This window comes from Robinsoniella sp. KNHs210, assembly GCF_000686105.1.
GTDB lineage: Bacteria > Bacillota > Clostridia > Lachnospirales > Lachnospiraceae > Robinsoniella > Robinsoniella peoriensis.
Genome location: NZ_JMLZ01000002.1, coordinates 4,105,001 through 4,128,908 on the forward strand (window position 1 = coordinate 4,105,001; position 23,908 = coordinate 4,128,908).

Genomic DNA, 23,908 nt, shown 5'->3' on the forward strand with positions numbered 1-23,908 from the left:
ACAACGCTATGTGAGGTGAAAAAATGGTTAAGCGAACAAGAGCGCAGGGTGGATGCCTTGGCACTAAGAGCCGATGAAAGACGTGATAAGCTGCGAAAAGCTTCGGGGAGGAGCAAATATCCTACGATCCGGAGATATCTGAATGGGGAAACCCACTTGAGCAAACCTCAAGTATCCATACGCCAATACATAACGTATGGAAGGGAACCCGGGGAACTGAAACATCTAAGTACCCGGAGGAAAAGAAAGAAAACTCGATTCCCAAAGTAGCGGCGAGCGAAATGGGAGGAGCCTAAACCGGAATGCGTGCATTCCGGGGTTATGGACTGCATAACGTGACTTGAATGGTAAAAGAACGGTTTTGGGAAATCCGGCCAGAGAGGGTGAAAGCCCCGTATTTGAAACCAGAAGAGAGCAGGCAGTATCCAAAGTACCACGAGACACGAGAAACCTTGTGGGAAGTCGGGGGGACCACCCCCCAAGGCTAAATACTACTTAGTGACCGATAGTGCATAGTACTGTGAAGGAAAGGTGAAAAGAACCCCGGGAGGGGAGTGAAAAAGAACCTGAAACCCTGTGTTTACAAGCTGTGGAACCACTTTATATGTGGAACCGCATACTTTTTGTAGAACGGTCCAGCGAGTTACGCTGGCTGGCAAGGTTAAGCACTCAAGGTGTGGAGCCGGAGGGAAACCAAGTCTTAACAGGGCGAAAGAGTCAGTCAGAGTAGACCCGAAACCGGGTGATCTATCCATGTCCAGGTTGAAGTTACCGTAAAAGGTAATGGAGGACCGAACGCACATCCGTTGAAAAGGGTGGCGATGAGGTGTGGATAGGGGAGAAATTCCAATCGAACCCGGAGATAGCTGGTTCTCCTCGAAATAGCTTTAGGGCTAGCCTCATATTAGTCTAACGGAGGTAGAGCACTGAATTTCCTAGGGGGCGTCAAAGCTTACCAAAGAATATCAAACTCCGAATGCCGTATAGATGATGTATGGGAGTCAGACTGCACGAGATAAGTTGGGCAGTCAAAAGGGAAAGAGCCCAGACCTCCAGCTAAGGTCCCAAAGTGTGTGTTAAGTGGAAAAGGATGTGGGATTTCGAAGACAACTAGGATGTTGGCTCAGAAGCAGCCATACATTAAAAGAGTGCGTAATAGCTCACTAGTCGAGAGGTCCTGCGCCGAAAATGTCCGGGGCTGAAACACAACACCGAAGCTGAGGAATGACATAGTCATTGGTAGAGGAGCATTCTTAACTGAGACGAAGCTGTACCGTAAGGAGCAGTGGATTGTTAAGAAGAGAGAATGCTGGAATGAGTAGCGAGAGGAAGGTGAGAATCCTTCCGGCCGAATATCCAAGGTTTCCAGAGTAAAGCTGATCTGCTCTGGGTAAGTCGGGGCCTAAGGCGAGGTCGAAAGACGTAGTCGATGGACAACAGGTTGAGATTCCTGTACTATAGTATAACAGAACTGTGGGGACACAGATGGAAAGCACAATCCGGGAATGGAAAAACCGGTACAAGCGGGGTAGGAGTAGTAAAGGCAAATCCGTACTACAATCCGAAGACGTGACGTGGAGCGAACTAAAGTAGCGAAGTGTGTGAGCCAGCTGTCAAGAAAAGCCGCTATTGTTTATATTATACCCGTACCGTAAACCGACACAGGTGGATGAGGAGAGAATCCTAAGGCCGACGGAAGAAGCATTGTTAAGGAACTCGGCAAAATGACCCCGTAACTTCGGGAGAAGGGGTGCCTCGAAAGAGGCCGCAGAGAATAGGCTCAAGCAACTGTTTAGCAAAAACACAGGTCTATGCAAAACCGCAAGGTGAAGTATATGGGCTGACGCCTGCCCGGTGCTGGAAGGTTAAGAGGAGATGTCAGCGCAAGCGAAGCATTGAATTTAAGCCCCAGTAAACGGCGGCCGTAACTATAACGGTCCTAAGGTAGCGAAATTCCTTGTCGGGTAAGTTCCGACCCGCACGAAAGGCGTAATGATTTGAGCACTGTCTCGACAATGCATCCGGTGAAATTGAAATACCAGTGAAGATGCTGGTTACCTGCGCCAGGACGGAAAGACCCCATGGAGCTTTACTCCAGCTTGATACTGGGATTCGGTATTGCATGTACAGGATAGGTGGGAGACTAAGAATTCACAACGCCAGTTGTGAAGGAGTCATTGTTGGGATACCACCCTTGCAGTATTGGATTTCTAACCAGCCACCGTGATCCGGTGGTGGGACAATGTCAGGCGGGGAGTTTGACTGGGGCGGTCGCCTCCGAAAGGGTATCGGAGGCGCTCAAAGGTCTTCTCAGAATGGTTGGAAACCATTCGCAGAGTGCAAAGGCAGAAGAAGGCTTGACTGTGACACCGACGGGTGGAGCAGGTACGAAAGTAGGACTTAGTGATCCGGTGGTATAAAGTGGGATTGCCATCGCTCAACGGATAAAAGCTACCCTGGGGATAACAGGCTTATCACTCCCAAGAGTTCACATCGACGGAGTGGTTTGGCACCTCGATGTCGGCTCATCGCATCCTGGGGCTGTAGTAGGTCCCAAGGGTTGGGCTGTTCGCCCATTAAAGCGGTACGCGAGCTGGGTTCAGAACGTCGTGAGACAGTTCGGTCCCTATCCGGCGTGGGCGCAGGATATTTGAGAGGAGCTGACCTTAGTACGAGAGGACCGGGTTGGACTGACCTCTGGTGTACCGGTTGTTCTACCAAGAGCATGGCCGGGTAGCCAAGTCGGGAAGGGATAAACGCTGAAGGCATCTAAGCGTGAAGCCCCCCTCAAGATGAGATATCCCCCGCATAAGCGGTAAGACCCCTTGAAGACGACGAGGTGGATAGGTTAGAGGTGGAAGTGCAGTAATGTATGGAGCTGACTAATACTAATAGGTCGAAGGCTTATCCATAAGGTTTAGGATAATGTCAATAAAGTTGATATGATCAACGAAGTTGGTAATGCAAGAACGGATGATAATTTGATGAATTTCTGTATGTGGTTTTGAAGGTATATGGCTTTTCCAAAAAGCAGTATAATCCTCGATAGCTCAATGGTAGAGCATTCGGCTGTTAACCGAAGGGTTGTTGGTTCGAGCCCAACTCGGGGAGCTAAGTACTTAACAAAATGGCTAAGTATTTAAAAGGATAAAAGGCAAGTAAAGCAAGGCTCCATGGTCAAGCGGTTAAGACACCGCCCTTTCACGGCGGTAACAGGGGTTCAAATCCCCTTGGAGTCATTTGATTTGATTAAATTATTTTTAGGAATATTTGATCATCGGGATGAATATAATAGATAATAGATACGGCGACATAGCCAAGTGGTAAGGCATGGGTCTGCAACACCCTGATCACCAGTTCAAATCTGGTTGTCGCCTCTTTAGAAGCTCTAGAAAGAATACTTTCTAGAGCTTTTTGCATTCATTATATTTGAGAGTATAGATATAATTATAAAAACAAATCCGAAATTCAGTTATATGTGTTATTATATATACATGTTATGTTATTTTATACACTGGAAAAATTGTGGAAAGGAAGTACATGATGCATAACCCTAACAGTCAGGAACAAACTATTTATCGCATACTTGCGGGGCAGATACAACTGGGTTTTTTTGATGACGGTGAGCATTTTCCATCAGCCCGGGATATTGCAAAACGCTATCAGGTTTCGTATTGCCCTGCACAGCGGGCTCTCAAAATGCTTGAAAATGATGGTTTTATAAAACTTAACCGTGGTAAAGCCACCTCTATATTATCGAAACCATATGAAAATTATCTTGAAAGTGATACTTTTAAAAAACGTACTGCTGCATTACTTGACTTAAGTAGAAGTCTCAAGTTAATTTTACCGGTTATCTGTTATCAGAGTTTGTATCATATTGAAAAGTTATACCCAGACATTTCAGAGACATTTATTTATGGAGGTGTTTTTGTTGACAGGCATTTGTATCAGCAATTTGAAAAATGTTTGCATGCGCTCATAAATCAAACAGCATTCAGCCTTTACTATGATGTCCTTATTTTTGCCGAAAGTTCCTTTACGGACGTACTTTATACCCATTGCGGAAAAAGTGAAACGGTTTTGTTTTTGCAGGATATAAATGAGAAATATGTTCAGTGCATATTTGAGTTTCAAAAGGGAAACAGGAGTCTGGTAAAACAAAAGGTAGAACAATTAATTGAAAAATTATTTAATAAAATAGAGAACTGCTTAGAAGTATTCGCAGCGAACCTGGAAAATGCGGGTCAGGAATCCTTTTGTTGGGAGCCTCGTAAAGGACGAACCAGATACTGCGATATCATTGCAATTGACATGATATGTAAAATTAATCAGGGGGACTATCCGATTGGGGAACTACTGCCTGGCACTTCAGCATTAGCAGATGTTTATCATGTATCAGAAATCACGATGCGCCGTACCATCGGCTTACTGAATAAACTGGGCGTAGCAAAAACAATGAATGGCGTAGGAACCAGGGCAATTGCTCATGGAGAACCCGAAACGCTGTATAATGTGAAGGGGTTAATGCTGGAATATAAATTGAAAACTTTTCTGGAAGCCATGCAACTGCTGATTATAACAAGCGAACCCGTTTTTCAGTGTGTATTTCCTTATATCCCGGAGAGATTATTGGATTCCATTGGGGAAGCAATATCCATATCAGATGAAAAAAGATCTCTGGTTGCAACGCTTAGTGCGGGATTGCAGGCGGTAGTTCATCATTGTCCACTTGCTGCGATACGCGAAATTTACAGTAAAATCACGTTGCTTTTATTAAATGGAAGTATTCTGCGTATAGAGGAAAGCGGTGAAGAACCAGTCCTCCATTGGTCAAGTATATCACATGACATAAGGGAAAGCATACATGCCAGGAATAGTAAACAGTTCGGACATGCATTCCGGGAATTAACGGAGAATAATTATGATGTCATCAATATGACGATTACGTAGATTGGGAAAGGATTTTTTTTTATTCCATAAACAGCCATGAGTATCTGGGGGCAGTATCAATGAAAATTTAAGTTTATGATGCTGCACCCGGCAGATGGTTTGTTTATCATTCAGAGATAAAAAAAGCCCGGAAATTCATGATTTCCGGGAAAATTAAGAGGCGACAACCAGATTTGAACTGGTGATCAGGGTGTTGCAGACCCATGCCTTACCACTTGGCTATGTCGCCGCATCTCTTAACTATTATATTCTACCAAATCCCAATTTATACGTCAACTACAAATTTTATAAATCTTCTATATCTTCTGTATTAAATGATTGATTTTCTTTTTACTTCCCAATATAATAATTATACAGTCATATAGCTAAATTTTCTATCTGTATTTCAATCACCAAAAACGGTATATTATGCACCTGCTATTGAGCTTTATGGGGGCTGTGCTATAATGAAGCCAACTCAGGATGGAGATCAGTATGAAGGTCAGTAGTAAGGGCATAAGCTGATTTTACCGGGGGATAGATCATGTTGGTATATAAACGCGTACAGATAGGAGGATATTATGAAGAAGAGAGCTAAATTAGTAGTCATGGTATTAGGAATAGCGCTGGCAATAGCTGGCTGCGGACAGGACAAAAGCAGTACGGCACAAAGTGAAACGGTGACCCAGGTTAGTACTCAGGGAAGTACCCAGGGAAGTACCGGGGAAACAACGCAGGAAACAAAAGAGAGCAAAGCTGAAACAGAATCCGTAAAAGAAACAGCAGTAAATACCGGATCAGAGGCATCGAGTGAGGCTGCAAAGGAAACCGGGAATGGGGAACAGAGCGATTCTGCCGGAGCAAGTGAGGATGAAGGAAAACTGCTGGAACAGGCAAAGGCATTTGCAAATGATATTGTAGCCGGAGATTATGAGAAGATAAAATCGGATTATCAGTTTGAAGACCAGTTAAAAGAAGTTTTGGGTAATGGACAGCTGGAACAGTCTTTAGCACCGGCAATTGCCGCATCCGGGAAGTTAAATGAAATGAAAGAGGCATGGGTCAGCAGCCGGTCACAGTATACGAATGTAGAGGTTCCATGTGATTTTGAAACTCAACCCTGGAATATGGTGATCAGTTTCAATAAAGAAGGTAAAATCGGCGGAATCCATACAGGAGAGTATAAGGAAGCTTCGGAAGAAACATCCATGCCGGAAGGCGTAAAAGAGACTGCGATGAATTTAAAAGTAAAAGATGGATGGGAATTGCCTGGAATCTTTACCCAGCCGGAAAATAAGACCGAATATGCAGCCGTGGTATTTGTCCACGGCTCTGGTTCGTCTGATAAGGATGAGTCACTGGGACAGCTCAAGCCGTTCCGTGATCTGGCATGGGGGCTTGCCCAGAAGGGTGTGGCATCTTACCGCTATGATAAGATCAGTTATGTATACGGAAAAGAGCTTGCAGCCGATCCGGATTTTACGGTATATGACGAAACGGTTAATGATGCGGTGGCTGCCGTTAAAATGCTAAGAGAACAAAAGGGGATCACAAAAGTGTATGTGGTAGGACATAGCCAGGGCGGACAGATGATGCCGGCAATTGCAGAAGCAGCGTCGCCGGATGGATGTATTATGATGGCAGCTCCGGCAAGAGGATTTGCAGAGACGATAGAGAGACAGTGTAAATATCTTCAAAGTCTGGAGAAGAATCCTACAGAAGAGGTAACTAAATCTTATGAGAATATGTTTAAAGAAATTGACAAGATGAAAAATATTGACTCTCTGGGAGCTGATGAAAAGATAATGGGACAATCGGTTAAATACATGAAAAGTATTTTTGATTTCGACAGTGTCAAGGAGGCAGAGAAGATGACCATGCCTGTTCTCGTTTTGCAGGGGGAAGAAGATTATCAGGTTACAATGGATGACTTTAAAATATGGGAGGAACATTTTAAGGAAAAAGCTAACTGGGAATTTCAATCCTTCCCTGGCTTAACTCATGTATTTATGCCCGGTAAATATGAGGACGGAGCAGCTAATTATCAGGGAGAGAAGCATATACCGGAAGAAGTTATGGCAAGTATAGCCACGTTTGTGGAAAAATAGAAGGAGGTATCCAATGCATTACCAAGATTTACTGTTCGACCTGGATGAAACTTTATTTGATTTTAAAGCATGTGAGCAAAGAGCACTCCATGTAATATTTGAGCGGTACAATATTGAATTCACTAAGGAATTGATGGAGTGTTATTCCAGGATTAACCATCATATGTGGCATGAGTATGAGTTTGGAAATGTTACAAGGGAGGAAGTACTGGATAAGCGCTTCCGGCTAACTTTTCAGGAACTGGGAATCAAGGGGATTGCGGATAGCTTTGAAGAGGAATATCAAGATGAGCTGGCAAATGGGGCAATGATGAAAGAGGGTGCTTTAGAAGCCGTGAAACATTTGAGTGAGAACCACCGTTTGTATGTAGTATCAAATGGGGTGGCTACCACCCAGTATGCCAGACTTCATGCAAGCGGACTGTATCCTTTCTTTGAGGCATATTTTATCAGTGAAGAAGTGGGATACCAGAAACCGCAGATTGAGTTCATGGAATATGTAAAGGCTCATATTCCCGGTTTTGATCAGTCAGCTGCCCTGTTAATCGGTGACAGTGAAGCAAGTGATATTCAGGGGGCTGTGAATCTGGGGATACATTCCTGTATCATCGGAGGTAAAAGTGCCCTGGCAACATATGAGATTAGCCGGCTGGATGAACTATTTGACATTGTGGATTAAAAGAAAGATTTCTTATACTCGGAAGGGTCATGGCTCTGGGATTAAAACAGACGGAACTGAATTAGATAGCAGCCCAAGAAAGTGATACTTTTACACAAGATAACAGGATGACATCTGAAATAATACAGGTATAATAATATTAAATAATATTTTATGGTTAGAGTAAAACTGCAAATAATCAGGTGTACACAATCAAGTATGCGGTTAAATATACAATGCCAGGTATCGAAGGTGAAAAGGAGAAAATCAGTATGCAGCAGGAAGCAGTCAGAATACCAAGGGAAGAATATCACAAACGTTGGGAGAAGGTTCAGAAGATAATGAAAGATCATCAATTGGATGTAATCCTGACTTATAGTGATGACAGAGCCACACATGGCAATGCATATGCCAGATATTATGCGGATTTACCAACCCATTTTGAAAATGTGCTGTTGATGTTTTTGGCAGACAGTGACCCGGTCATTTTAACCGGACCGGAAACGGAAGGGTATGCAAAAGAGATTTCTGCAATTCAGAATATCAAAGTTTTATCTGAATTTTCTGCTGAGGATGAAGACTATCCATTTTCTGTGGTCGAGCCCTTGGAGCAGATTGTGAAGCAGTGTGTGCTGAAAAGTCCCGAAAGAGTTGGGATTGCCGGAAAGCTTTATATGGGGGCGGAACTCTATGAGGCGGTTGAAAGTGCTTTCCAGTCAGCAAAACTGGTGGATGCAGATAAACTTCTGGAGCCGATGAGAGGTGTGAAGTCCCAGGCAGAGATCGCAGTGATACGAAAAGCTTATGAAATTGCAACAGCAGGTATGCAGGCGGCGGTTGCGGCAGTGCGGCCGGGTATTACAGAGCGTGAAGTGGCTGCGGAGGCTGAATACGTAATGCGTAAAATGGGATGTGAAGGATATGGGATTGATCCGATTGTTGCTTCCGGACAAAATACCAGGCATATTTTAGCACGCACGACGAATCGCAGGATTGAAGAAAATGATGTTGTTATTATCACACTGGCACCCCGGTATGAAGGCTATCATGGGGCCTGTGGAAGAACAATACTCGTTGGAAATCCAGGAGAAAAGGTAAAAGCGGCTGTTGATGCAGCGATTCGGGCGCAGGAGGTATGTGCCGAAAACCTGCTTCCGGGAAAAATAGGAAGTATGGTGGAAGCAATGGGAAGACAGGTCATGAAGGAGGCGGGGTATGAGAAAAACTTTATGTATTCCGGGCTTCATAGTATGGGGGTTATAGAGTTTGAACCGCCGATACTGGGACCGTCCAGCAGTGTAATGATAGAGAAAGACATGGTTATTTCCGTTGATATTCCATTATTTGAGGCTGATATTCCGGGGATGCGTTTCGAGGACGGATACCTGATCCTGGAAAATGGTATGGAAAAATTGACCGATATTCCATTGCTTATTCAGAAATAATAAGATTATATAGCTATATAATGGCGGCGCCCATCTGGGCGCTGCCATTTTTTGACGATTTGGAAAAACGATGGAAAAGCAGAGGCACAGGTATAATACGGCAGGTAAACTACACCTGCTTTTACTTGTTATTTTTTGAATGATAGGCTATAATGTCCCCATAGAATTTATATTGAAGAGTTTTATTCCGGATTTTCATAATATAGGAGTATAAGAAAAGCAATCAGACTTGAACTGACAGATTCAATGGCAGCAGGGAGGAATTTATGAAGGAATTGAAAACGAAACGTCTGATCATCCGTAGATTTCTGGAAAGTGACTGGGAGGACCTGTATGAATATCTGGCGGATGAAGAAGTTGTGTATTATGAACCATATGAGGTTTTTTCCAGGGAGAAGTGCCAGGAGGAGGCCAGAATCCGTTCGGTCAGCAAGGCATTTTGGGCAGTGTGTCTCCAGGAAAACGGGAAAATGATCGGGAACCTTTATTTTGAAAGAGGAAAGTTTGATACCTGGGAGATTGGGTATGTATTCAATAATAAGTACCAGGGGCGGGGATATGCGGCAGAGGCGGCAAAGGCACTGCTGGAAGAAGGGTTTCAGAATTGGGGAGTCCGCCGCGTGGTGGCTAAGTGTAATCCGGGAAATCAGCAGTCCTGGAAACTGATGGAACGTCTTGGAATGCGAAGGGAAGGATTTTTGGTTAAGAATATTTTCTTTAAGTCTGATGTAAATGGGAAACCAATATGGCAGGATACGTATGAATATGGAATTTTAAAAGAAGAGTGGGAATTTGATAGAGACATGTAGTACAGAAGCTGCAGAGATAGAATTAAAACTTTTATGTATGCCCGGTTTGCGGATTTATAATGGAAGAAACAGATGAAATAGTAAGATGTCCGGTATGCGGAGTACCGGTAAAACAGTTCTTGAAATTCTAATATAAGCGTGTTTGAAAAGAAGTTTGGTCTTACTTTTCTTACACGCTTTTTATATTAATTATCTGACTGCAGCGCCTCATAGCCTGTTTCACAGGTACGGATTTTCATTGCACTTCGGATTTCATAACTGAATATCTTTCCATCGCCCACTTCTCCTGTAAAGGCGGCTTTTTGAATGGCATTTATTACCTTTTCCTCCCATTCTTCTGAAGATACTACAATTTCGAATTTAATTTTAGGCTGCATCATCAGATCTACCTGGGTTCCACGTACGATTTCTTTGTATCCGCGCTGTACACCGCAGCCCATGACCTGGGAAATGGTGATCCCATTTACCTGAATTGCATCCAGAGCTTCCTTTACATCTTCAAATTTTTCTTCCCGTACGATTGCTTCTATTTTAATAATCATGAATGAATCCTCCTGTTTCTTAATCAAATCCATTGAAAGATGGATAAGCGCTTTCGCCGTGTTCTGAAATATCAAGACCAAGCTGTTCCTCCTTGGGAGTTACCCGAAGTGGTGTGAACAGTTTTACAATTCCCACACAGATTAAGGTTCCTGCTGCCGCAACGGCAATGGATATCAGAATGCCAGTGATCTGTGCCATGAACAGGCGGGTATCCCCAAATACCAGACCATCCCATTTTGCCGTACTGTTAATGGAGCTTCTGGCAAACAGGCCGGTTGCAATACCGCCCCATATTCCGCCTATTCCATGGCATCCAAAAGCATCCAGGGCATCATCTGCTTTCAGGTGCTTTTTAATAAAAGTTACGGTAACATAGCAGATTGGGCTGACCAGTCCGCCAATTATAAATGCAGACCAGACGGGGACGAACCCGGCACCCGGTGTGATTGCTACCAAACCTACCACAAGGCCGGTGGATGCACCTACGATGGTTGGCTTACCTTCTTTTATCACATCGATCAGCATCCAGGATAATAGAGCAGTTGCTGCAGATAGTGCAGAGGTTATAAATGCATGAGCAGCCAATCCATTTGCACCAAGAGCGCTTCCAGCATTAAATCCAAACCATCCAAACCAGAGCAGTGATGCACCAAGAACCACAAATGGAATATTGTGTATCCGGTATGAAGTGGTCTCGTATCCACGCCTTCTTCCAAGGAAGAGTGCAAGAAGAAGTGCGCTGACTCCGGAACTGATGTGAACTACGTTACCGCCGGCAAAATCAATGGAGCCAATAGCTGAAAGGAAACCGCCTTCGCCCCAGACCATATGGGCTAACGGATAATAGACGATGACAGACCATAGGCATATAAACAGGAAGAGAGCTTTAAACCGCATACGCCCAACCAGGGCACCTGTAATCAGAGCAGGAGTGATCATGGCAAACATCATCTGAAATGCAGCAAATACCAGATGGGGCAGAGTATCGGAATATGGACCGGCATCCATTCCCACCCCTTGAAAGGAAAACCATCTGAAATCACCGATAATGCCAAGATGATTTCCGCCAAAGGAGAGGGAGTAGCCAAATAAAATCCACATGACAATGGACAGCCCCATTATAGAAACGCATGCCATCATGGTATTACATACATTTTTGCGCCGCACCAGCCCGCCGTAGAAAAATGCCAGCCCCGGTGTCATAAGGAAGACCAAAGCGGCTGAAATTAAAAGAAAAGCAGTATCACCAGTATTCATAGAAAGACCTCCTAACAGATAGATTTAGTGTAATGTCGCATTTATAAATAAAAAAGGTGTTCAGATAACACGTATGTATTATCTGAACACCTTCGTTCGGATGTATCATAGCACAGTTCATTTTAAGATGCAAGAAATATTTGTAATTCATTGGAAATCAGTAGGAAATTAGATTTGCAGAAATAAATTTATAGATTCCTTATATTTTATTGTTATGATCATGATATAAAAGTGAAACAGATAAAGAATTTAGTTTATAGAGTCTGAATTTTCACCAAGGTTCCAGTAGTCCATAAATCAGCAGTGTGATGAACTACTGGATATTGCAGGAACGTGTATCATGAAATACAGAGAGGAAGGAAAACATGAAAAAAGGAATAAAAATATGGATGGCTGCAGCAGTTGCAGCGGTATTATGTATATCTGCGGCAGGATGCGGTTTGCTTAAAGAAGCAGTTAAAAGAAACCGGGAAGGAAAAGAGCAGTGTACAGTTAATGAGGAGGATGCGTCCAGGTTTTATATGGGTAATAAAGAATATACCATTCTGGAGGATACGTTAGGGCGGGATCAGCTGGGGGACTGGATTGGCTATATACAGAAATATGTATATCTAAATGATCAGAACCAGGTTGTTCTGGAAAAAGAGATAGAAGAAAATTTGACGGATATGGCAGATCTGGGAAAGGAACTGCCTGAAAATTCGGATTGTATGGTCACATTTTTGAATGTATTTCAGTTGAAAGATAGCCAGACGGAAGATGATGTAGTGATTGATGTGGGAAATGGATTTCATAAGGCTGTCACTCATCCGGATGATGAGCAGAAATCCAGGATTATTTCTTTTGAAAGGACCGAGGCAGAAGGTGCGGATGACTGGAAAGTGAATTCCCGGAACTGCAGGGAGTTGTTAAGGGGGAACCAGATCTATGAGATCACAGATATCCAGATGCCAGAAGCATCAGATGGAAAATACCTGGGGAATTCAGGGGAGCATTATATATTTGATAACAACACCGGGCGGGCAATTCCCAGGGCAGATCTTATGGAAATAGAAACGGTACCGGGGCGGCTTTCCAGGCAACAGAGAATGGATTGGTATTATGGAGGAATATATAGCTTACCGGGTGTGGAAGAAGAGGAAGCAGTTGCAGTAAAAATTAATGATCAGTTTTTAAAAGCAGTAATAAAAAAGGAGCAGTAAATTGTAATTTTATAAATGGGGTATTTTTTCTTTATTCACATCTATTACATGGAATACGGAGACTGGCAGGGAAGCATGAGATTCTCCGGATGTAAAAAGGCAGTACTGTTTCGGGGGATTTTGGAATTGCTCAGGATTATGCTTCAAGTAATGGAGGTTACCGATTGGGGTACTCGATCAATGCACAGCGGGAACGGAAGCGCGGTATACGATCCTACAGTCTGGATGATGAAAAAGTAGAGAAACTTAATCAAATAGGTATGCTGCGGGGACTTCGCAGCATGTGCCTCCGGGAACAGGATAATATACTGGCTAAATAAAAGTCTGACTGCACCAGCTAAAGAAGCTGATGCAGTCATTTTCATTTTTATATACAGTTTATGAGTAAGCTTATAGTAATACCAGATGATTCTTCAAGTCATCCAAAGTCTCACGTTCCCTGATTACTACCACTTCACCGCTTTCCCGTATTAAGATTTCAGCCGTCCGGAGGCGGTTGTTATAGTTAGAACTCATAACATACCCATAAGCGCCTGCATCCAGAATGCCAAGAATGTCACCTTCCTGGATTTCCGGCAGGTGCCTGTCTTTTGCCAGAATATCACCGCTTTCGCAGATATTGCCCACAATGGTTACGGCTTCTTCCCGTTCAGAAGGTGTATCGCTTCCACGATAAATCTCCACACCATGATATGAATCGTATAAAATAGGTCGTGACAGTACATTAAATCCGGTATCACAGCCAACATATTTATTATTATAATTATATTTTATGGAATGAACCTCACTCAAGAGCACACCGCATTCGGCACTGATATAACGGCCTGGTTCGATGCGGAAAGTAAGCTGTCTTCCATATTGTTCGCTGAATTTAAATAATGCTTCATCAATTTTCATGCCCAGCTCTTTCAGATCCAGAGGTGCTTCTCCATCTTCTTTCTTATATGGGATGCCAAAGCCGCCGCCCATATCTATAAATTCCAGCTCCGGGAATTGTTTTGCTATTGCAAATAAAGAACCCAGACTTTTGACGAAAGCGTCTCCGGTCATAAAAAGTGAGCCGATATGCTGGTTGATACCTGCAAGAGTAAGCTGAAATCTCTCCAATATTTCTTTTACCTGAGGTATAAATACCGGGTCCACACCGAATTTTGTTTTCTTTCCTGCGGTTACTACTTTTTCATGGTGTCCTGCACCGACCCCGGGGTTAAAACGGATTGCCACACGGCTTCCTGGTGCCAGGCGTCCATAGCGTTCTAACTGGCTGATGGAATCCACGCTTACCAGAACACCTTCTGAGATGGCATACTGCATTTCCTCATCGGATACATTATTGCCGATATAGAATATTTCGTCTGAAGTAAAACCGGCCAGTTTTTCAATATAAATCTCTCCCGGTGACATGGCATCTACTTCCAGGCCTTCCGACCTTACAATCTGGAGAAGAGCAGGATTGCTGTTTGCCTTTGCAGAAAAATCCACTACGAATTTTGGATAGGTGACCATGTTTTTAAGATTACGGCAGCGCTCTCTTAAAATTCTTTCATTATATACGTAAACCGGTGTGCCGTAAGCGGCTGCTAATTCTACCGGATTCTGATTTTCAAAAAAATGTGTCTGATCAGTTACTTTTGTGTAAATCTTTTGCATGCTGTTACCCCCATGTATTTTTTGTATTTATTGTTTTGATTAGAGCGTGTTTGTTGTTTGAAATTGTGTTCAGGTTAATGTATGTTAACGATAAAAGAACTTTATCTTGACTTATTATAACGTTTTCTTTATGATTTGTATAATGAATCTTTATGGAGAAAATAATCGATAATATCGATAGTAAAGGAGAACAGAAAACCGTTGAATATTGAAAATTTAAAAACATTTCTCACTCTGTCGGAACTTAAAAATTTTACCCAGACGGCAGACCAGTATTATATTGTTCAGTCCACTGTAACTAACCGCATTATGGAATTGGAAAAGGAACTGGGGAAAAAGCTGTTTATCAGGCAGAAGAAGTCTGTGGAACTGACAGAAGAGGGGAGGCGGTTTCTTCCATATGCCAAACGTATTGTGGAGCTGGAACATACGGCAGTTATGGAACTGGGGATGCTGCACAGCTTTGCGGAACACCTGCGCATAGGGACGGTTAATACAGTGTACGACTGCCATTTAACTAAATGCATGTCGAGGATATTAAGGGAGTGTCCTGACATTTCGGTAAAAGTAATTATTGACCACTCCAATAAGCTGATCAGGATGCTGCAGGATGGGACTTTGGATGTGATTTTTACCTTTGTACCCACAGAGAGAACCGGATTTACCTGCATTCCATTTCAAACTGATGAACTGGTACTGGTAACTTCGTGGAATAATACAGAAAATGAGAGAGGTATTACCAGGGACATACTGCAGAATCTGTATTATCTCTACTGTGATTTTGTATTAGGTGAGGGGGGCAATTTTATGCGGGATATATTCCCGAAAAAGAACCCGTTTCCATTTGAAATTGATAAAAGTACAAAATTGCTCCCATATCTGCTGGATGGTATCGGATACAGTTTTCTGCCCCGCAGTTTTGTGGGGCAGTATCTTGAGGATCAAAGGTTAAGAGAAATTCCGCTGCTGGATTTTGCTGCGCCTGTAATCCAAAGTTATTTCATTACGAAAGATTTAAAGACGCAGAAAAAAGCAGTGGCGGATTTTAAAAATATGATTTATACAACCGGGTAATAATGGAGGTGTCAGCCCTCCTATTCAAACCATTCATGGTTATAGTGATTCAGGAATTCGTCAGCCTCTGTGGGACCGTTGGTTTCTGGTGTATAAGGATATACGGGAAGGTTTTGCTTATAGTAAACTTTACGTATATTCTCAATAAATTTCCAGCTTGTTTCGATCTGATCCCACTGTGAGAACCAGGAGCGTTCACCCTGCATGCACGCGTCCAGCATACGTTCATAAGCTTCCGGTGTATTGATCCGGAAAATATCCAGACAGCTCTGGCAGAAATCCATTTTGGTCTGAACGATCTCATCCGTATCACCTGGGTTTTTGATATTAAACTGGAGATATACGCCTTCTGTCGGCTGGATTTTTATATTTAAAATATTTGGCGCTATCTCAGGTGAAGAGCGGCGAAAAACAATTGCCACATCCATTTCCCTGTGTCCCAGTTTTTTTCCGGTACGGATATAAAAAGGCATGTTTTTCCAGCGTTTATTCTCTACAAAAAGGCGCAGAGCAGCATAAGTCTCTGTAGTGGAGTTGGGATCAACATTTTTTTCTTCCAGATATCCTTCGTATTGCCCCAGGAGCAGGGAATCTTTAATATTTTTTGCTTTAACAGGCCGCAGAGACCGTAGAACTTTAATCTGTTCCGCGTGCATTTCCGAACCGGAAAATTGTTCCGGCTGCTCCATGGCTACGATGGATAATATCTGAAATAGATGGTTCTGGACCATATCTTTTAGTGCTCCGCTGGAATCATAATAGCCGCCTCTTGTCTCAACGCCTACATCTTCCAGTGCAGATATCTGGATGCATTCAATATGCTCTGCACTCCAGAGATTGCTGAAGATAGGGTTGGTAAAGCGTATTGTCTGGATATTACGTACCATTTCTTTACCCAGATAATGATCAATGCGGTAAATATGATCAGGAGAAAAAAATGCCTCCATTTTTTGATTCAGTGCATCAGCAGCAGCCAGATTTTCACCGAAAGGTTTTTCAATGATCACCTTGCCGTTTTCCGCACCGTCTACGCCGGTCAGTCCTTCTACAATAATACCAAAGAAGCGGGGGGCTACGGCAAAATAGAAGATATGGGAATAAAGCAGATGTTCCTGATAATAACGGTTTAGTCCTTCATATGCTTCCTTATCCGAAAAATCCATCTGGTAATAATGGATTCTGGATGCAAATCCGGCAAAATCCTCTTCTGTATAAGGAAGTCTGGAGAATTTAGATACCCAGTCCCGGGCAATTGCCCTGTAATCATCATCGCTGTAACTGCGTCTTCCGATAATTACAATCCGGTCGTCTGCACCAAGGCGCCCGGAAACACACATATTATAAAGAGCCGGTAAAAGCTTACGAAATGTCAGATCACCTGTTCCGCCGAATATTGTAAATGTCAGATTTTGATTCATGATAATTTCCCCCAATCGTGATGGAAGCTGCCATCTCTGTCGATCCGCTTGTAAGTGTGGGCACCAAAGCAGTCCCGTTGTGCCTGAATCAGGTTTGCCCCTACTGCATCGCCACGAAAGGCATCGATATAGGAGAGTGCATTGGCCATTGCAGGCATGGGAATGCCATTGTTGATTCCGGTAATTACCGCAGTTCTGAGGCTTTTTAAGTTATGATCAATTCTGGATAAGAAAAAGTCATCCAGGATCAGATTATCTAATTGCGGGTTTTTACGAAAAGCAAGAGTAATATCGTTTAGGAATTCCGCCTGAATAATGCAGCCTGCCCGGAAAATTGCTGCAATATTACCGAAATCCAGATTCCAGTCATATAGGGAAGAAGCATCTTTTAGCATGGAAAAACCCTGGGCGTAAGCTGCTATCTTGGCAGCGTAGAGTCCTTCCCGGACAATTTCCCCGAAGTATTCATCATGTTGTTTCGAAGCAGATACAGACGGTCCATGGAGGCGTTCGCCGGCTTCTTTCCGTTCCTCTATACGATTCGACATAATTCTTGCGTTGCATGCGGCTGTAATCATGGAAATATCAACGCCCTGTTTTAAAGCTTCAATACTTGCCCATCTTCCTGTGCCTTTCTGCTGGGCACTGTCCAGAATATAATCCAGAAGTTCGCCTTCCTGGAAATCATCTTTTTCATGGAAGATGTCTGCTGTGATACCGATCAGATAGCTTTGCAGCTCGCCCTGATTCCACTGTGCGAATATGTCCCCAATTGCCTGATTATCGTATCCGCCCGCATGTTTCAGCAGAAGATATGATTCTGCAATCAGCTGCATATCCGCATATTCAATACCGTTATGAACCATTTTTACATAGTGTCCCGCACCATCAGGTCCCATGTAACTGCAGCAGGGTTCTCCTTTTGCACGGGCGGCAATTGCTTCCAGGACAGGCTTGATTTCATCGTAAGTATCCCTGTTTCCACCCGGCATAATGGACGGACCGAAACGCGCTCCTTTTTCACCGCCGGAAATGCCTACACCGTAGTAATGAATTCCTTTTTCTTCTAATAAAGTGTACCGTCTCCTGGTATCTTCAAAAAATGAATTTCCACCATCCATTATAATGTCACCCGGCTGAAGTAAAGGGATTAATTGTTCAATTACAAGATCTACGGGTTTTCCCGCCTGTATCATCAGCATAATTTTTCTGGGAGCTGCCAATGCCCCGACCATCTCTTTCAAATCATAATAAGGTGTAAAATTTTCATGTGGGTGGTCTTGTATAAGTGTATCTGTTACCTCCCTGCTTCTGTTATACCCGCCAACCATAAAACCATGGTCCGCCATGTTAAGTGCCAGGCTTCTGCCCATAACTGCTAATCCTATAATTCCTATATCTAATTTTTTCATTCTGTATACCTTAAGCATTGCATGTTCCCTGCAATACTGCCACATTTAGTTATACTGAAGGATAAACCCTGTGGCATCCTTTCTATTTTACATTTTCCTTCAGCTATATGAAATTCATGTTCAGCGGATTTAGGATATATCCCAAAATACCCGCATCATTTAGCGTAAATCTGATATTTAACCGGATCATCTGCTTTTTGTTTTTGATAGTGTTTCTGCTTCTAAAATAATGCCAACTCCTTCGGCTATGGGAACTCTGGAACAGACATCCTCCAGAAATCCGGTAATGCTGTTTCTGCACAGACATACCATTTCATTTGAAGTACGGTTAACCGTTATAAGGTAGCGACCATTAGGTGAAAGAATAAAATCCCTGGGATGGCTGCCCTGACAGGAAGCATATTGAATTGCCTTAGGAAACTCACTGGTAAGGGATATTACCGTAATCATGTCAGCCCCCCGGACGGAAACATATAGAAAATGCTCATCCGGTGAGAGGCGGATTGCTGCAGATGCGTTCTCACTGTCGCTGTGGCTTTCCGGGTTCAGAACTGAAATCTGTGACAAAAGCCGGAAATCCAAATCATCGCTCAAAGCAAAGGTAAACAATTCATTACTGCGTTCACTGACTACATACAACCGGTTATGGCTCATATTGAATATGCCGTGTCTGGGTCCGCTGCCTTTCGGAAAACTTATGGTACCGGCAGTCTGATAGTCAGTGGATGCATCAAAGATACGTATTTCATCCATTTCCAGACAGGGAACCAGCATATAATGGCTATGGAAAAGTATTTGATGGCAGCCCGCCAGAGGTGCAATTTCAATTTTTTTATAAAGGATAAGGCCTTCCGTCTCTTTTTGGTAAATGCAGACAGTGCCTTCATGATAATTGGCTGTGTAAATACATGAGCTGTCCTGATATAGAAAGCATGCCGTTTTATGCTCTGCCAATAACTCCATGCATACCTTTTTGTGTTCCGCAGATAACTCTGTTTTTCCCTGCATAAAGGGGGGTTCTGAAGCGGTATCCAAAAGACAGACCCCTGCCTTGCCGTCTTTTTCCAATGGCACAGCCAGAGAGTTTTCCCAAAGAGCGGCACATTTTGCGTTTCTTGCCGGATAAAATAAGGATGGATCCGTTAGCTCTCCTGTAATTGTATTAAATTGAAAATGAAAAATTCCCGGACTTTTTTCTGAATAATATGTTCCGATATACCCATTTAATATGTTCATGACAATCCTCCCTGATGATAGATGCTCGAAGACTCCTGTTTTATGAGTCATATCTGAAATATTAGTGTAACCTCTGACATTTCAAATATTCCCAGACTTCATGATATCCGGCACATTTTGTATATAAATATGCGGAATTTGATAATGACAGATCAAAATATGAAATAAAAGCAGGCAGATTTTTCGATTTGTTATAACTAGTAAAATACTAGTAATAGTAATTATTATTGTTTTATTATATGCTTTCAGGAAGAAAGTGTCAAGATAATAAAATATAATATAAACGATCAAAGCCTGATTCAATATTCCATTCATCAATTGGTACATCCTCTTTGCGGCAGGAATGTAAAAATAAAACACCCCTGGAATCACATGAAATTTTAAAAATATGTATCGACAGAACGGCAAAATAGTATATAATGAAATCAGTGGTAAAAATAACATATAAAACAAAACATGCAGAGCAAAGGAGAAAAGATAATGAAGATGATTTCAATTGAACAGGATTTGCAGCAGAACACATATCCGGGAAGAGGAATTGTAATCGGCAGATCAGCAGATGGAACCAAAGCAGTGACAGCTTACTTTATCATGGGCAGAAGCGAAAACAGCAGAAACCGTATATTTGTAGAAGATGGTGAAGGAATCCGTACACAGGCATTTGACCCATCCAAGCTCACCGATCCAAGCCTGATTATCTATGCACCGGTTCGTGTACTGGGCAATAAAACCATCGTGACCAATGGGGATCAGACGGATACCATCTATGAGGGAATGGACAGACAGATGACATTTGAGCAGTCTCTTCGCAGCAGAGAGTTTGAGCCGGATGCGCCTAATTACACACCTCGTATTTCCGGAATCATGCATTTAGAGAACGGAAAATATAACTATGCGATGTCAATTTTGAAAAGTGACAATGGAAATCCGGAATCCTGTAACCGTTATACCTTTGCATATGAAAACTGTGTAGCAGGAGAAGGACATTTTATCCACACCTACCAGTGTGATGGCGATCCACTTCCAAGCTTCGAAGGAGAGCCCAAATTAGTGGCAATTCCGGATGAGATAGATACATTTACCAATACATTATGGACAAGCCTGAATGAGGATAATAAGGTTTCTCTGTTTGTACGTTTTATAGATATAGCAGACGGTACTTATGAGACAAGGATTGTAAATAAGAATAAATAAGATTTTCAGAGCAGTGGAAAAGGAGCGGATTCCCGAAAATATCGGGAACCGCTTTTTTTAATTGACAGTAAATTTCCATAAGCCGGTTTGATTTGCAAATACCACAGGTTTATCATATAATCGGGTTAGCCCCTAGACATTTGTAAACAGAGAGGATCTATAAGATATATGAAGATCTGTAAGGAACATTTCAAGGAATTTATAAAAGCATATCATGAGGATGAGGTATTCTATAAAAATCTGTACGAAGAAGAACATTTGCGGCCGGATGGATTTGAAGATTTTGTAGCCAGGATAAACCGGGAGTATATCAGGGAACATGAACTGTATGTTCCGGCTATACATGGAAAATGGCTGAACTATTTAAATGAAAATGAACTTTTTGGAACTTCATCGGACCATATTGTAATCCAGAAACACTACCGGTATTCCCCGGAGTACATTCATGAGCATGAATTTTATGAGATATTCTATGTATACGAGGGAACCTGTGAAAATACGATACAAAATGTGAAATATGCATGCAGTGAGGGGGATGTCTGCATCCTGCCCCCCAAAACAAAACACAGCATCGCAGTATTCGATGACAGTATTGTTATTAATATTATGCTTAAGGCAAGTACTTTCCACGAAGTATTTTTTGATATTTTCACCGGAAAGAATGTGTTGTCTCAATTCTTTGCCCATATTCTTTATGATAAGACGGAGAATAATTATCTGTTGTTCCATACCGGTAAAGATGAGGGAATACGTTCTCTGGTGGAAGATTTATATATGGAATATGAAGAGCGGGTAAAGTATTTTGAAACAATTATGAAAAATCAAGTCATGACGTTTTTTTGCCTTTTGCTCCGGAACCATGAAAATCATATGGAAAGTTTTCTGAATACAAATCATAAGAATCTGGATATGCTGGAGGTTCTGAATTATTTCCAGAATCACTATGCCGGGATAACCCTGAAATCAGCGGCGGAACATTTTAATTTCAGTGTCCCCCATTTCAGTAAATTGATTAAGGAGAATACGGGGCAGAACTTTGTAGAGATCTTAAAAAATATCCGACTGGAGAAGGCATGCTATGCTCTGGAACATACAGACCTGAGTATTATGACTATTTGTGAAATGATCGGTTATCCAAATCCGGAGCACTTTTCCAGGCTGTTTAAGAAGGAATTCGAAATGACTCCGGGAGAATTTAGAAGAAGAAAAATCATATCTTAAAAAATATCAAGTCAAGTCCATAAATTAGACCATTGGAAGTTTGAGGCTGTGGTGTTAAAATCAGATATAATATAAAGAAACCCACAGCAGACGAAAGTTTCAGATTATGGGTGCTCCGGAATGAATCGGGAAGCACCGCAGATTACAGGAGGTCATAAAGATGGCGGCAGTAAGCATAGACTTAGAAATGAAGCGTAAAGTAAATCAGAAATTTGTGGACAAGGCGATGAAATACAGTCCTGAATTAATTGAAAAAATCATAAAACCAGCAGATATTGTAACGGTTAAAGAAAATGGACAGACAGAACACCGGGCAGATGTGAGTGAAATGGGAAACATTGCTCTTAAAAAAGGAGACTCTATTGTACTTGATTTCGGGGATCATCAGGTAGGCTACTTTACCATGAGATTAAAAAGTGTAGGCAGCCCGCAGGATGCGCCGGCTTATCTCAGACTGAAATTCGGAGAAATAGCAAAGGAACTGACAGAAGATTCCTCAGAATATGACGGATGGATCAGCAGAAGCTGGATACAGGAAGAATTTCTGCATTTAGATGTACTGCCCCAGGAAATTACACTGCCTCGTCGTTATGCTTTTCGCTACTTAGAAATCTATGCTATAGATACTTCTATGAAGTTCCAGGTGGTAATTGAGGATGCATCCTGCAGAGCCGTTGCTTCTGTAGATATGGATGCCTTGCCGAAACTGCCAGGTGTCAGTGACCAGATCAGCCGGATGGATCAGGTGAGCCTGCGTACCCTGCAAAACTGTATGCAGGATGTATTTGAAGACGGTCCCAAGAGGGATAGAAGACTGTGGATTGGAGATTTAAGGCTTCAGGCATTGGCTAATTATGCAACTTTCAAAAACTTAGGTCTTGTAAAGCGCTGTATGTATTTGTTCGCCGGGCTTACCAGAGAAGATGGGGCGATCGGGGCCTGCCTGTTTACAGAACCGGAATATCTTGTTGATGATACATTTTTATTTGATTATTCGCTGTTCTTTGTTTCTATCTTAAAGGACTATTATCATGCTTCCGGTGAGCTTGCGGTTGTGGAGGAACTTTGGGACAGCGCATACCGCCAGATTGAGCTATCCAGAAAACGCCTGGATGAAAATTATGTGATACAGGACGATGAAGGATTCTGGTGTTTTGTAGACTGGACAGATGGACTGAATAAACAGGCAAGTGCACAGGCAATTTACATCTATACGTTAAATGCGGCAATTGAACTAACTGAAATTCTGGGAAAAGACCGGATGGAAATGGAACTGGAACAGGAAAGAAACCGCTGTATCGAAGGCGCGAAAAAATGTCTTTGGGATGAAGAGTCCCAGGTGTTTATAAGCGGAAAAGACAGACAGATTTCATATGCCAGCCAGGTGTGGATGATTCTGGCAGGGGTTCTTCCTATGGATGAAAGCCGTGCACTGATCAATCGGATTATCAGAATGCATCCCGAAAAAGGAATGGTAACACCATATATGAACCATCATTTCGTAGAAGCACTTCTGCTCTGCGGTGAAAAAGATAAGGCAATGGATTACATGACTTACTATTGGGGCGGAATGGTGAACCAGGGAGCAGATACTTTCTGGGAAATGTATAATCCGGAAAATCCGGAGGAATCACCATATGGATCTTCCATGGTGAACAGTTACTGCCATGCATGGAGCTGTACGCCGGCTTACATTCTAAGAGAGCTTCTTTAGAAAAAGCAGCATTACAAAACTCCGTAGGAATTTGT

Annotated in this window: 17 protein-coding genes, 4 tRNA genes, 1 rRNA gene and 1 pseudogene; 16 read left to right on the top strand and 7 right to left on the bottom strand. The window is 42.5% G+C overall.

Features of this window, described 5'->3' with window-relative positions:
* Positions 1 to 25 precede the first annotated feature (25 nt).
* The 5 genes from CD03_RS0124295 (at position 26) to CD03_RS34670 (ending at position 4,953) form a co-directional block, all read left to right on the top strand.
* Positions 26 to 2,912, top strand: a 23S ribosomal RNA gene (locus CD03_RS0124295).
* Positions 2,913 to 3,039: 127 nt separating this feature from the next.
* Positions 3,040 to 3,111, top strand: a tRNA-Asn gene (locus tag CD03_RS0124300).
* A 56-nt stretch (positions 3,112 to 3,167) separates the two neighbouring features.
* A tRNA-Glu gene (locus CD03_RS0124305) sits at positions 3,168 to 3,239 on the top strand.
* Between the two features lie 67 nt (positions 3,240 to 3,306).
* Positions 3,307 to 3,377: transfer RNA gene (locus CD03_RS0124310), tRNA-Cys, on the top strand.
* A gap of 163 nt (positions 3,378 to 3,540) precedes the next feature.
* Positions 3,541 to 4,953: a GntR family transcriptional regulator gene (locus CD03_RS34670; protein ID WP_156043024.1), complete on the top strand. Its 1,413-nt coding sequence runs from the start codon at positions 3,541 to 3,543 to the stop codon at positions 4,951 to 4,953.
* Between the two features lie 158 nt (positions 4,954 to 5,111).
* On the opposite strand, the gene CD03_RS0124320 is transcribed toward CD03_RS34670, so the two are convergent.
* A tRNA-Cys gene (locus CD03_RS0124320) sits at positions 5,112 to 5,182 on the bottom strand.
* A 331-nt stretch (positions 5,183 to 5,513) separates the two neighbouring features.
* Here CD03_RS0124320 and CD03_RS0124325 point away from each other — a divergent pair.
* The 5 genes and pseudogenes from CD03_RS0124325 to CD03_RS39645 form a co-directional block, all read left to right on the top strand.
* Positions 5,514 to 7,040 (top strand): alpha/beta hydrolase, encoded by a 1,527-nt coding sequence (locus CD03_RS0124325; protein ID WP_027295841.1) that lies wholly within the window; start codon positions 5,514 to 5,516, stop codon positions 7,038 to 7,040.
* Between the two features lie 13 nt (positions 7,041 to 7,053).
* The gene (locus CD03_RS0124330) at positions 7,054 to 7,719 is read left to right on the top strand and encodes a YjjG family noncanonical pyrimidine nucleotidase (protein ID WP_027295842.1); all 666 of its coding nucleotides are present in this window, start codon (positions 7,054 to 7,056) and stop codon (positions 7,717 to 7,719) included.
* 215 nt (positions 7,720 to 7,934) lie between these two features.
* A complete protein-coding gene (locus CD03_RS0124335; RefSeq protein ID WP_081820365.1) occupies positions 7,935 to 9,143 on the top strand; it encodes a M24 family metallopeptidase in 1,209 nt (402 codons plus the stop codon).
* Between the two features lie 266 nt (positions 9,144 to 9,409).
* Positions 9,410 to 9,952, top strand: coding sequence for a GNAT family N-acetyltransferase (locus CD03_RS0124340; RefSeq protein WP_027295844.1), 543 nt, complete (start codon positions 9,410 to 9,412; stop codon positions 9,950 to 9,952).
* Between the two features lie 44 nt (positions 9,953 to 9,996).
* A pseudogene (locus CD03_RS39645) lies at positions 9,997 to 10,083 on the top strand (rubredoxin-like domain-containing protein); the annotation flags it as partial.
* 54 nt (positions 10,084 to 10,137) lie between these two features.
* On the opposite strand, the gene CD03_RS0124345 reads toward CD03_RS39645, so the two are convergent.
* Together CD03_RS0124345 and CD03_RS0124350 are read right to left on the bottom strand one after the other, a co-directional pair.
* The gene (locus CD03_RS0124345; protein WP_081820366.1) at positions 10,138 to 10,494 is read right to left on the bottom strand and encodes a P-II family nitrogen regulator; all 357 of its coding nucleotides are present in this window, start codon (positions 10,492 to 10,494) and stop codon (positions 10,138 to 10,140) included.
* Positions 10,495 to 10,513: 19 nt separating this feature from the next.
* Positions 10,514 to 11,752 (bottom strand): ammonium transporter, encoded by a 1,239-nt coding sequence (locus CD03_RS0124350; RefSeq protein ID WP_027295846.1) that lies wholly within the window; start codon positions 11,750 to 11,752, stop codon positions 10,514 to 10,516.
* A 365-nt stretch (positions 11,753 to 12,117) separates the two neighbouring features.
* Here CD03_RS0124350 and CD03_RS0124355 point away from each other — a divergent pair, with 365 nt between their 5' ends.
* Both CD03_RS0124355 and CD03_RS38055 read left to right on the top strand, forming a co-directional pair.
* Entirely contained in the window at positions 12,118 to 12,954 is an 837-nt protein-coding gene (locus CD03_RS0124355; RefSeq protein WP_027295847.1) for a NisI/SpaI family lantibiotic immunity lipoprotein, read from the top strand.
* Positions 12,955 to 13,118: 164 nt separating this feature from the next.
* Positions 13,119 to 13,274: a hypothetical protein gene (locus CD03_RS38055; RefSeq protein ID WP_156043026.1), complete on the top strand. Its 156-nt coding sequence runs from the start codon at positions 13,119 to 13,121 to the stop codon at positions 13,272 to 13,274.
* Between the two features lie 70 nt (positions 13,275 to 13,344).
* Here CD03_RS38055 and lysA read toward each other — a convergent pair whose 3' ends face one another.
* Positions 13,345 to 14,604, bottom strand: a complete 1,260-nt coding sequence (gene lysA / locus CD03_RS0124365; RefSeq protein WP_027295849.1) for a diaminopimelate decarboxylase — start codon at positions 14,602 to 14,604, stop codon at positions 13,345 to 13,347.
* 201 nt (positions 14,605 to 14,805) lie between these two features.
* Here lysA and CD03_RS0124370 point away from each other — a divergent pair, with 201 nt between their 5' ends.
* The gene (locus CD03_RS0124370; protein WP_027295850.1) at positions 14,806 to 15,678 is read left to right on the top strand and encodes a LysR family transcriptional regulator; all 873 of its coding nucleotides are present in this window, start codon (positions 14,806 to 14,808) and stop codon (positions 15,676 to 15,678) included.
* Positions 15,679 to 15,698: 20 nt separating this feature from the next.
* Here the strand turns inward: CD03_RS0124370 and zwf are convergent, their stop codons facing one another.
* From zwf to CD03_RS0124385, 3 genes are all read right to left on the bottom strand, one after another.
* On the bottom strand, positions 15,699 to 17,096 hold the full coding sequence (gene zwf / locus CD03_RS0124375; RefSeq protein WP_027295851.1) for a glucose-6-phosphate dehydrogenase: 1,398 nt from the start codon (positions 17,094 to 17,096) through the stop codon (positions 15,699 to 15,701).
* Positions 17,093 to 18,508, bottom strand: coding sequence for an NADP-dependent phosphogluconate dehydrogenase (gene gndA / locus CD03_RS0124380; protein ID WP_027295852.1), 1,416 nt, complete (start codon positions 18,506 to 18,508; stop codon positions 17,093 to 17,095). The genes zwf and gndA overlap by 4 nt, the downstream gene beginning before the upstream one ends.
* A 186-nt stretch (positions 18,509 to 18,694) precedes the next feature.
* Positions 18,695 to 19,744 (bottom strand): lactonase family protein, encoded by a 1,050-nt coding sequence (locus CD03_RS0124385; protein WP_027295853.1) that lies wholly within the window; start codon positions 19,742 to 19,744, stop codon positions 18,695 to 18,697.
* Positions 19,745 to 20,224: 480 nt separating this feature from the next.
* Between CD03_RS0124385 and CD03_RS0124395 the strand changes: the two genes are divergently transcribed.
* The 3 genes from CD03_RS0124395 to CD03_RS0124405 all read left to right on the top strand — a co-directional run bounded on the left by CD03_RS0124395 (position 20,225) and on the right by CD03_RS0124405 (position 23,873).
* Positions 20,225 to 20,938: an IMP cyclohydrolase gene (locus CD03_RS0124395; RefSeq protein ID WP_027295855.1), complete on the top strand. Its 714-nt coding sequence runs from the start codon at positions 20,225 to 20,227 to the stop codon at positions 20,936 to 20,938.
* A gap of 168 nt (positions 20,939 to 21,106) precedes the next feature.
* Positions 21,107 to 22,159 (top strand): AraC family transcriptional regulator, encoded by a 1,053-nt coding sequence (locus tag CD03_RS36465; RefSeq protein ID WP_027295856.1) that lies wholly within the window; start codon positions 21,107 to 21,109, stop codon positions 22,157 to 22,159.
* Between the two features lie 160 nt (positions 22,160 to 22,319).
* Positions 22,320 to 23,873 (top strand): alpha-L-rhamnosidase-related protein, encoded by a 1,554-nt coding sequence (locus tag CD03_RS0124405; protein WP_027295857.1) that lies wholly within the window; start codon positions 22,320 to 22,322, stop codon positions 23,871 to 23,873.
* Positions 23,874 to 23,908: the final 35 nt, after the last annotated feature.

Bases quoted from the DNA above. Each gene is read 5' to 3' on its own strand.
- CD03_RS34670 (WP_156043024.1), top strand. From the start codon at position 3,541: ATGATGCATAACCCTAACAGTCAGGAACAAACTATTTATCGCATACTT.
- CD03_RS0124325 (WP_027295841.1), top strand. From the start codon at position 5,514: ATGAAGAAGAGAGCTAAATTAGTAGTCATGGTATTAGGAATAGCGCTG.
- CD03_RS0124355 (WP_027295847.1), top strand. From the start codon at position 12,118: ATGAAAAAAGGAATAAAAATATGGATGGCTGCAGCAGTTGCAGCGGTA.
- CD03_RS0124330 (WP_027295842.1), top strand. From the start codon at position 7,054: ATGCATTACCAAGATTTACTGTTCGACCTGGATGAAACTTTATTTGAT.
- CD03_RS0124350 (WP_027295846.1), bottom strand. From the start codon at position 11,752: ATGAATACTGGTGATACTGCTTTTCTTTTAATTTCAGCCGCTTTGGTC.
- lysA (WP_027295849.1), bottom strand. From the start codon at position 14,604: ATGCAAAAGATTTACACAAAAGTAACTGATCAGACACATTTTTTTGAA.
- CD03_RS0124395 (WP_027295855.1), top strand. From the start codon at position 20,225: ATGAAGATGATTTCAATTGAACAGGATTTGCAGCAGAACACATATCCG.
- CD03_RS0124385 (WP_027295853.1), bottom strand. From the start codon at position 19,744: ATGAACATATTAAATGGGTATATCGGAACATATTATTCAGAAAAAAGT.
- gndA (WP_027295852.1), bottom strand. From the start codon at position 18,508: ATGAAAAAATTAGATATAGGAATTATAGGATTAGCAGTTATGGGCAGA.
- CD03_RS0124405 (WP_027295857.1), top strand. From the start codon at position 22,320: ATGGCGGCAGTAAGCATAGACTTAGAAATGAAGCGTAAAGTAAATCAG.
- CD03_RS0124340 (WP_027295844.1), top strand. From the start codon at position 9,410: ATGAAGGAATTGAAAACGAAACGTCTGATCATCCGTAGATTTCTGGAA.
- CD03_RS0124335 (WP_081820365.1), top strand. From the start codon at position 7,935: ATGCCAGGTATCGAAGGTGAAAAGGAGAAAATCAGTATGCAGCAGGAA.
- CD03_RS0124345 (WP_081820366.1), bottom strand. From the start codon at position 10,494: ATGATTATTAAAATAGAAGCAATCGTACGGGAAGAAAAATTTGAAGAT.
- zwf (WP_027295851.1), bottom strand. From the start codon at position 17,096: ATGAATCAAAATCTGACATTTACAATATTCGGCGGAACAGGTGATCTG.
- CD03_RS36465 (WP_027295856.1), top strand. From the start codon at position 21,107: ATGAAGATCTGTAAGGAACATTTCAAGGAATTTATAAAAGCATATCAT.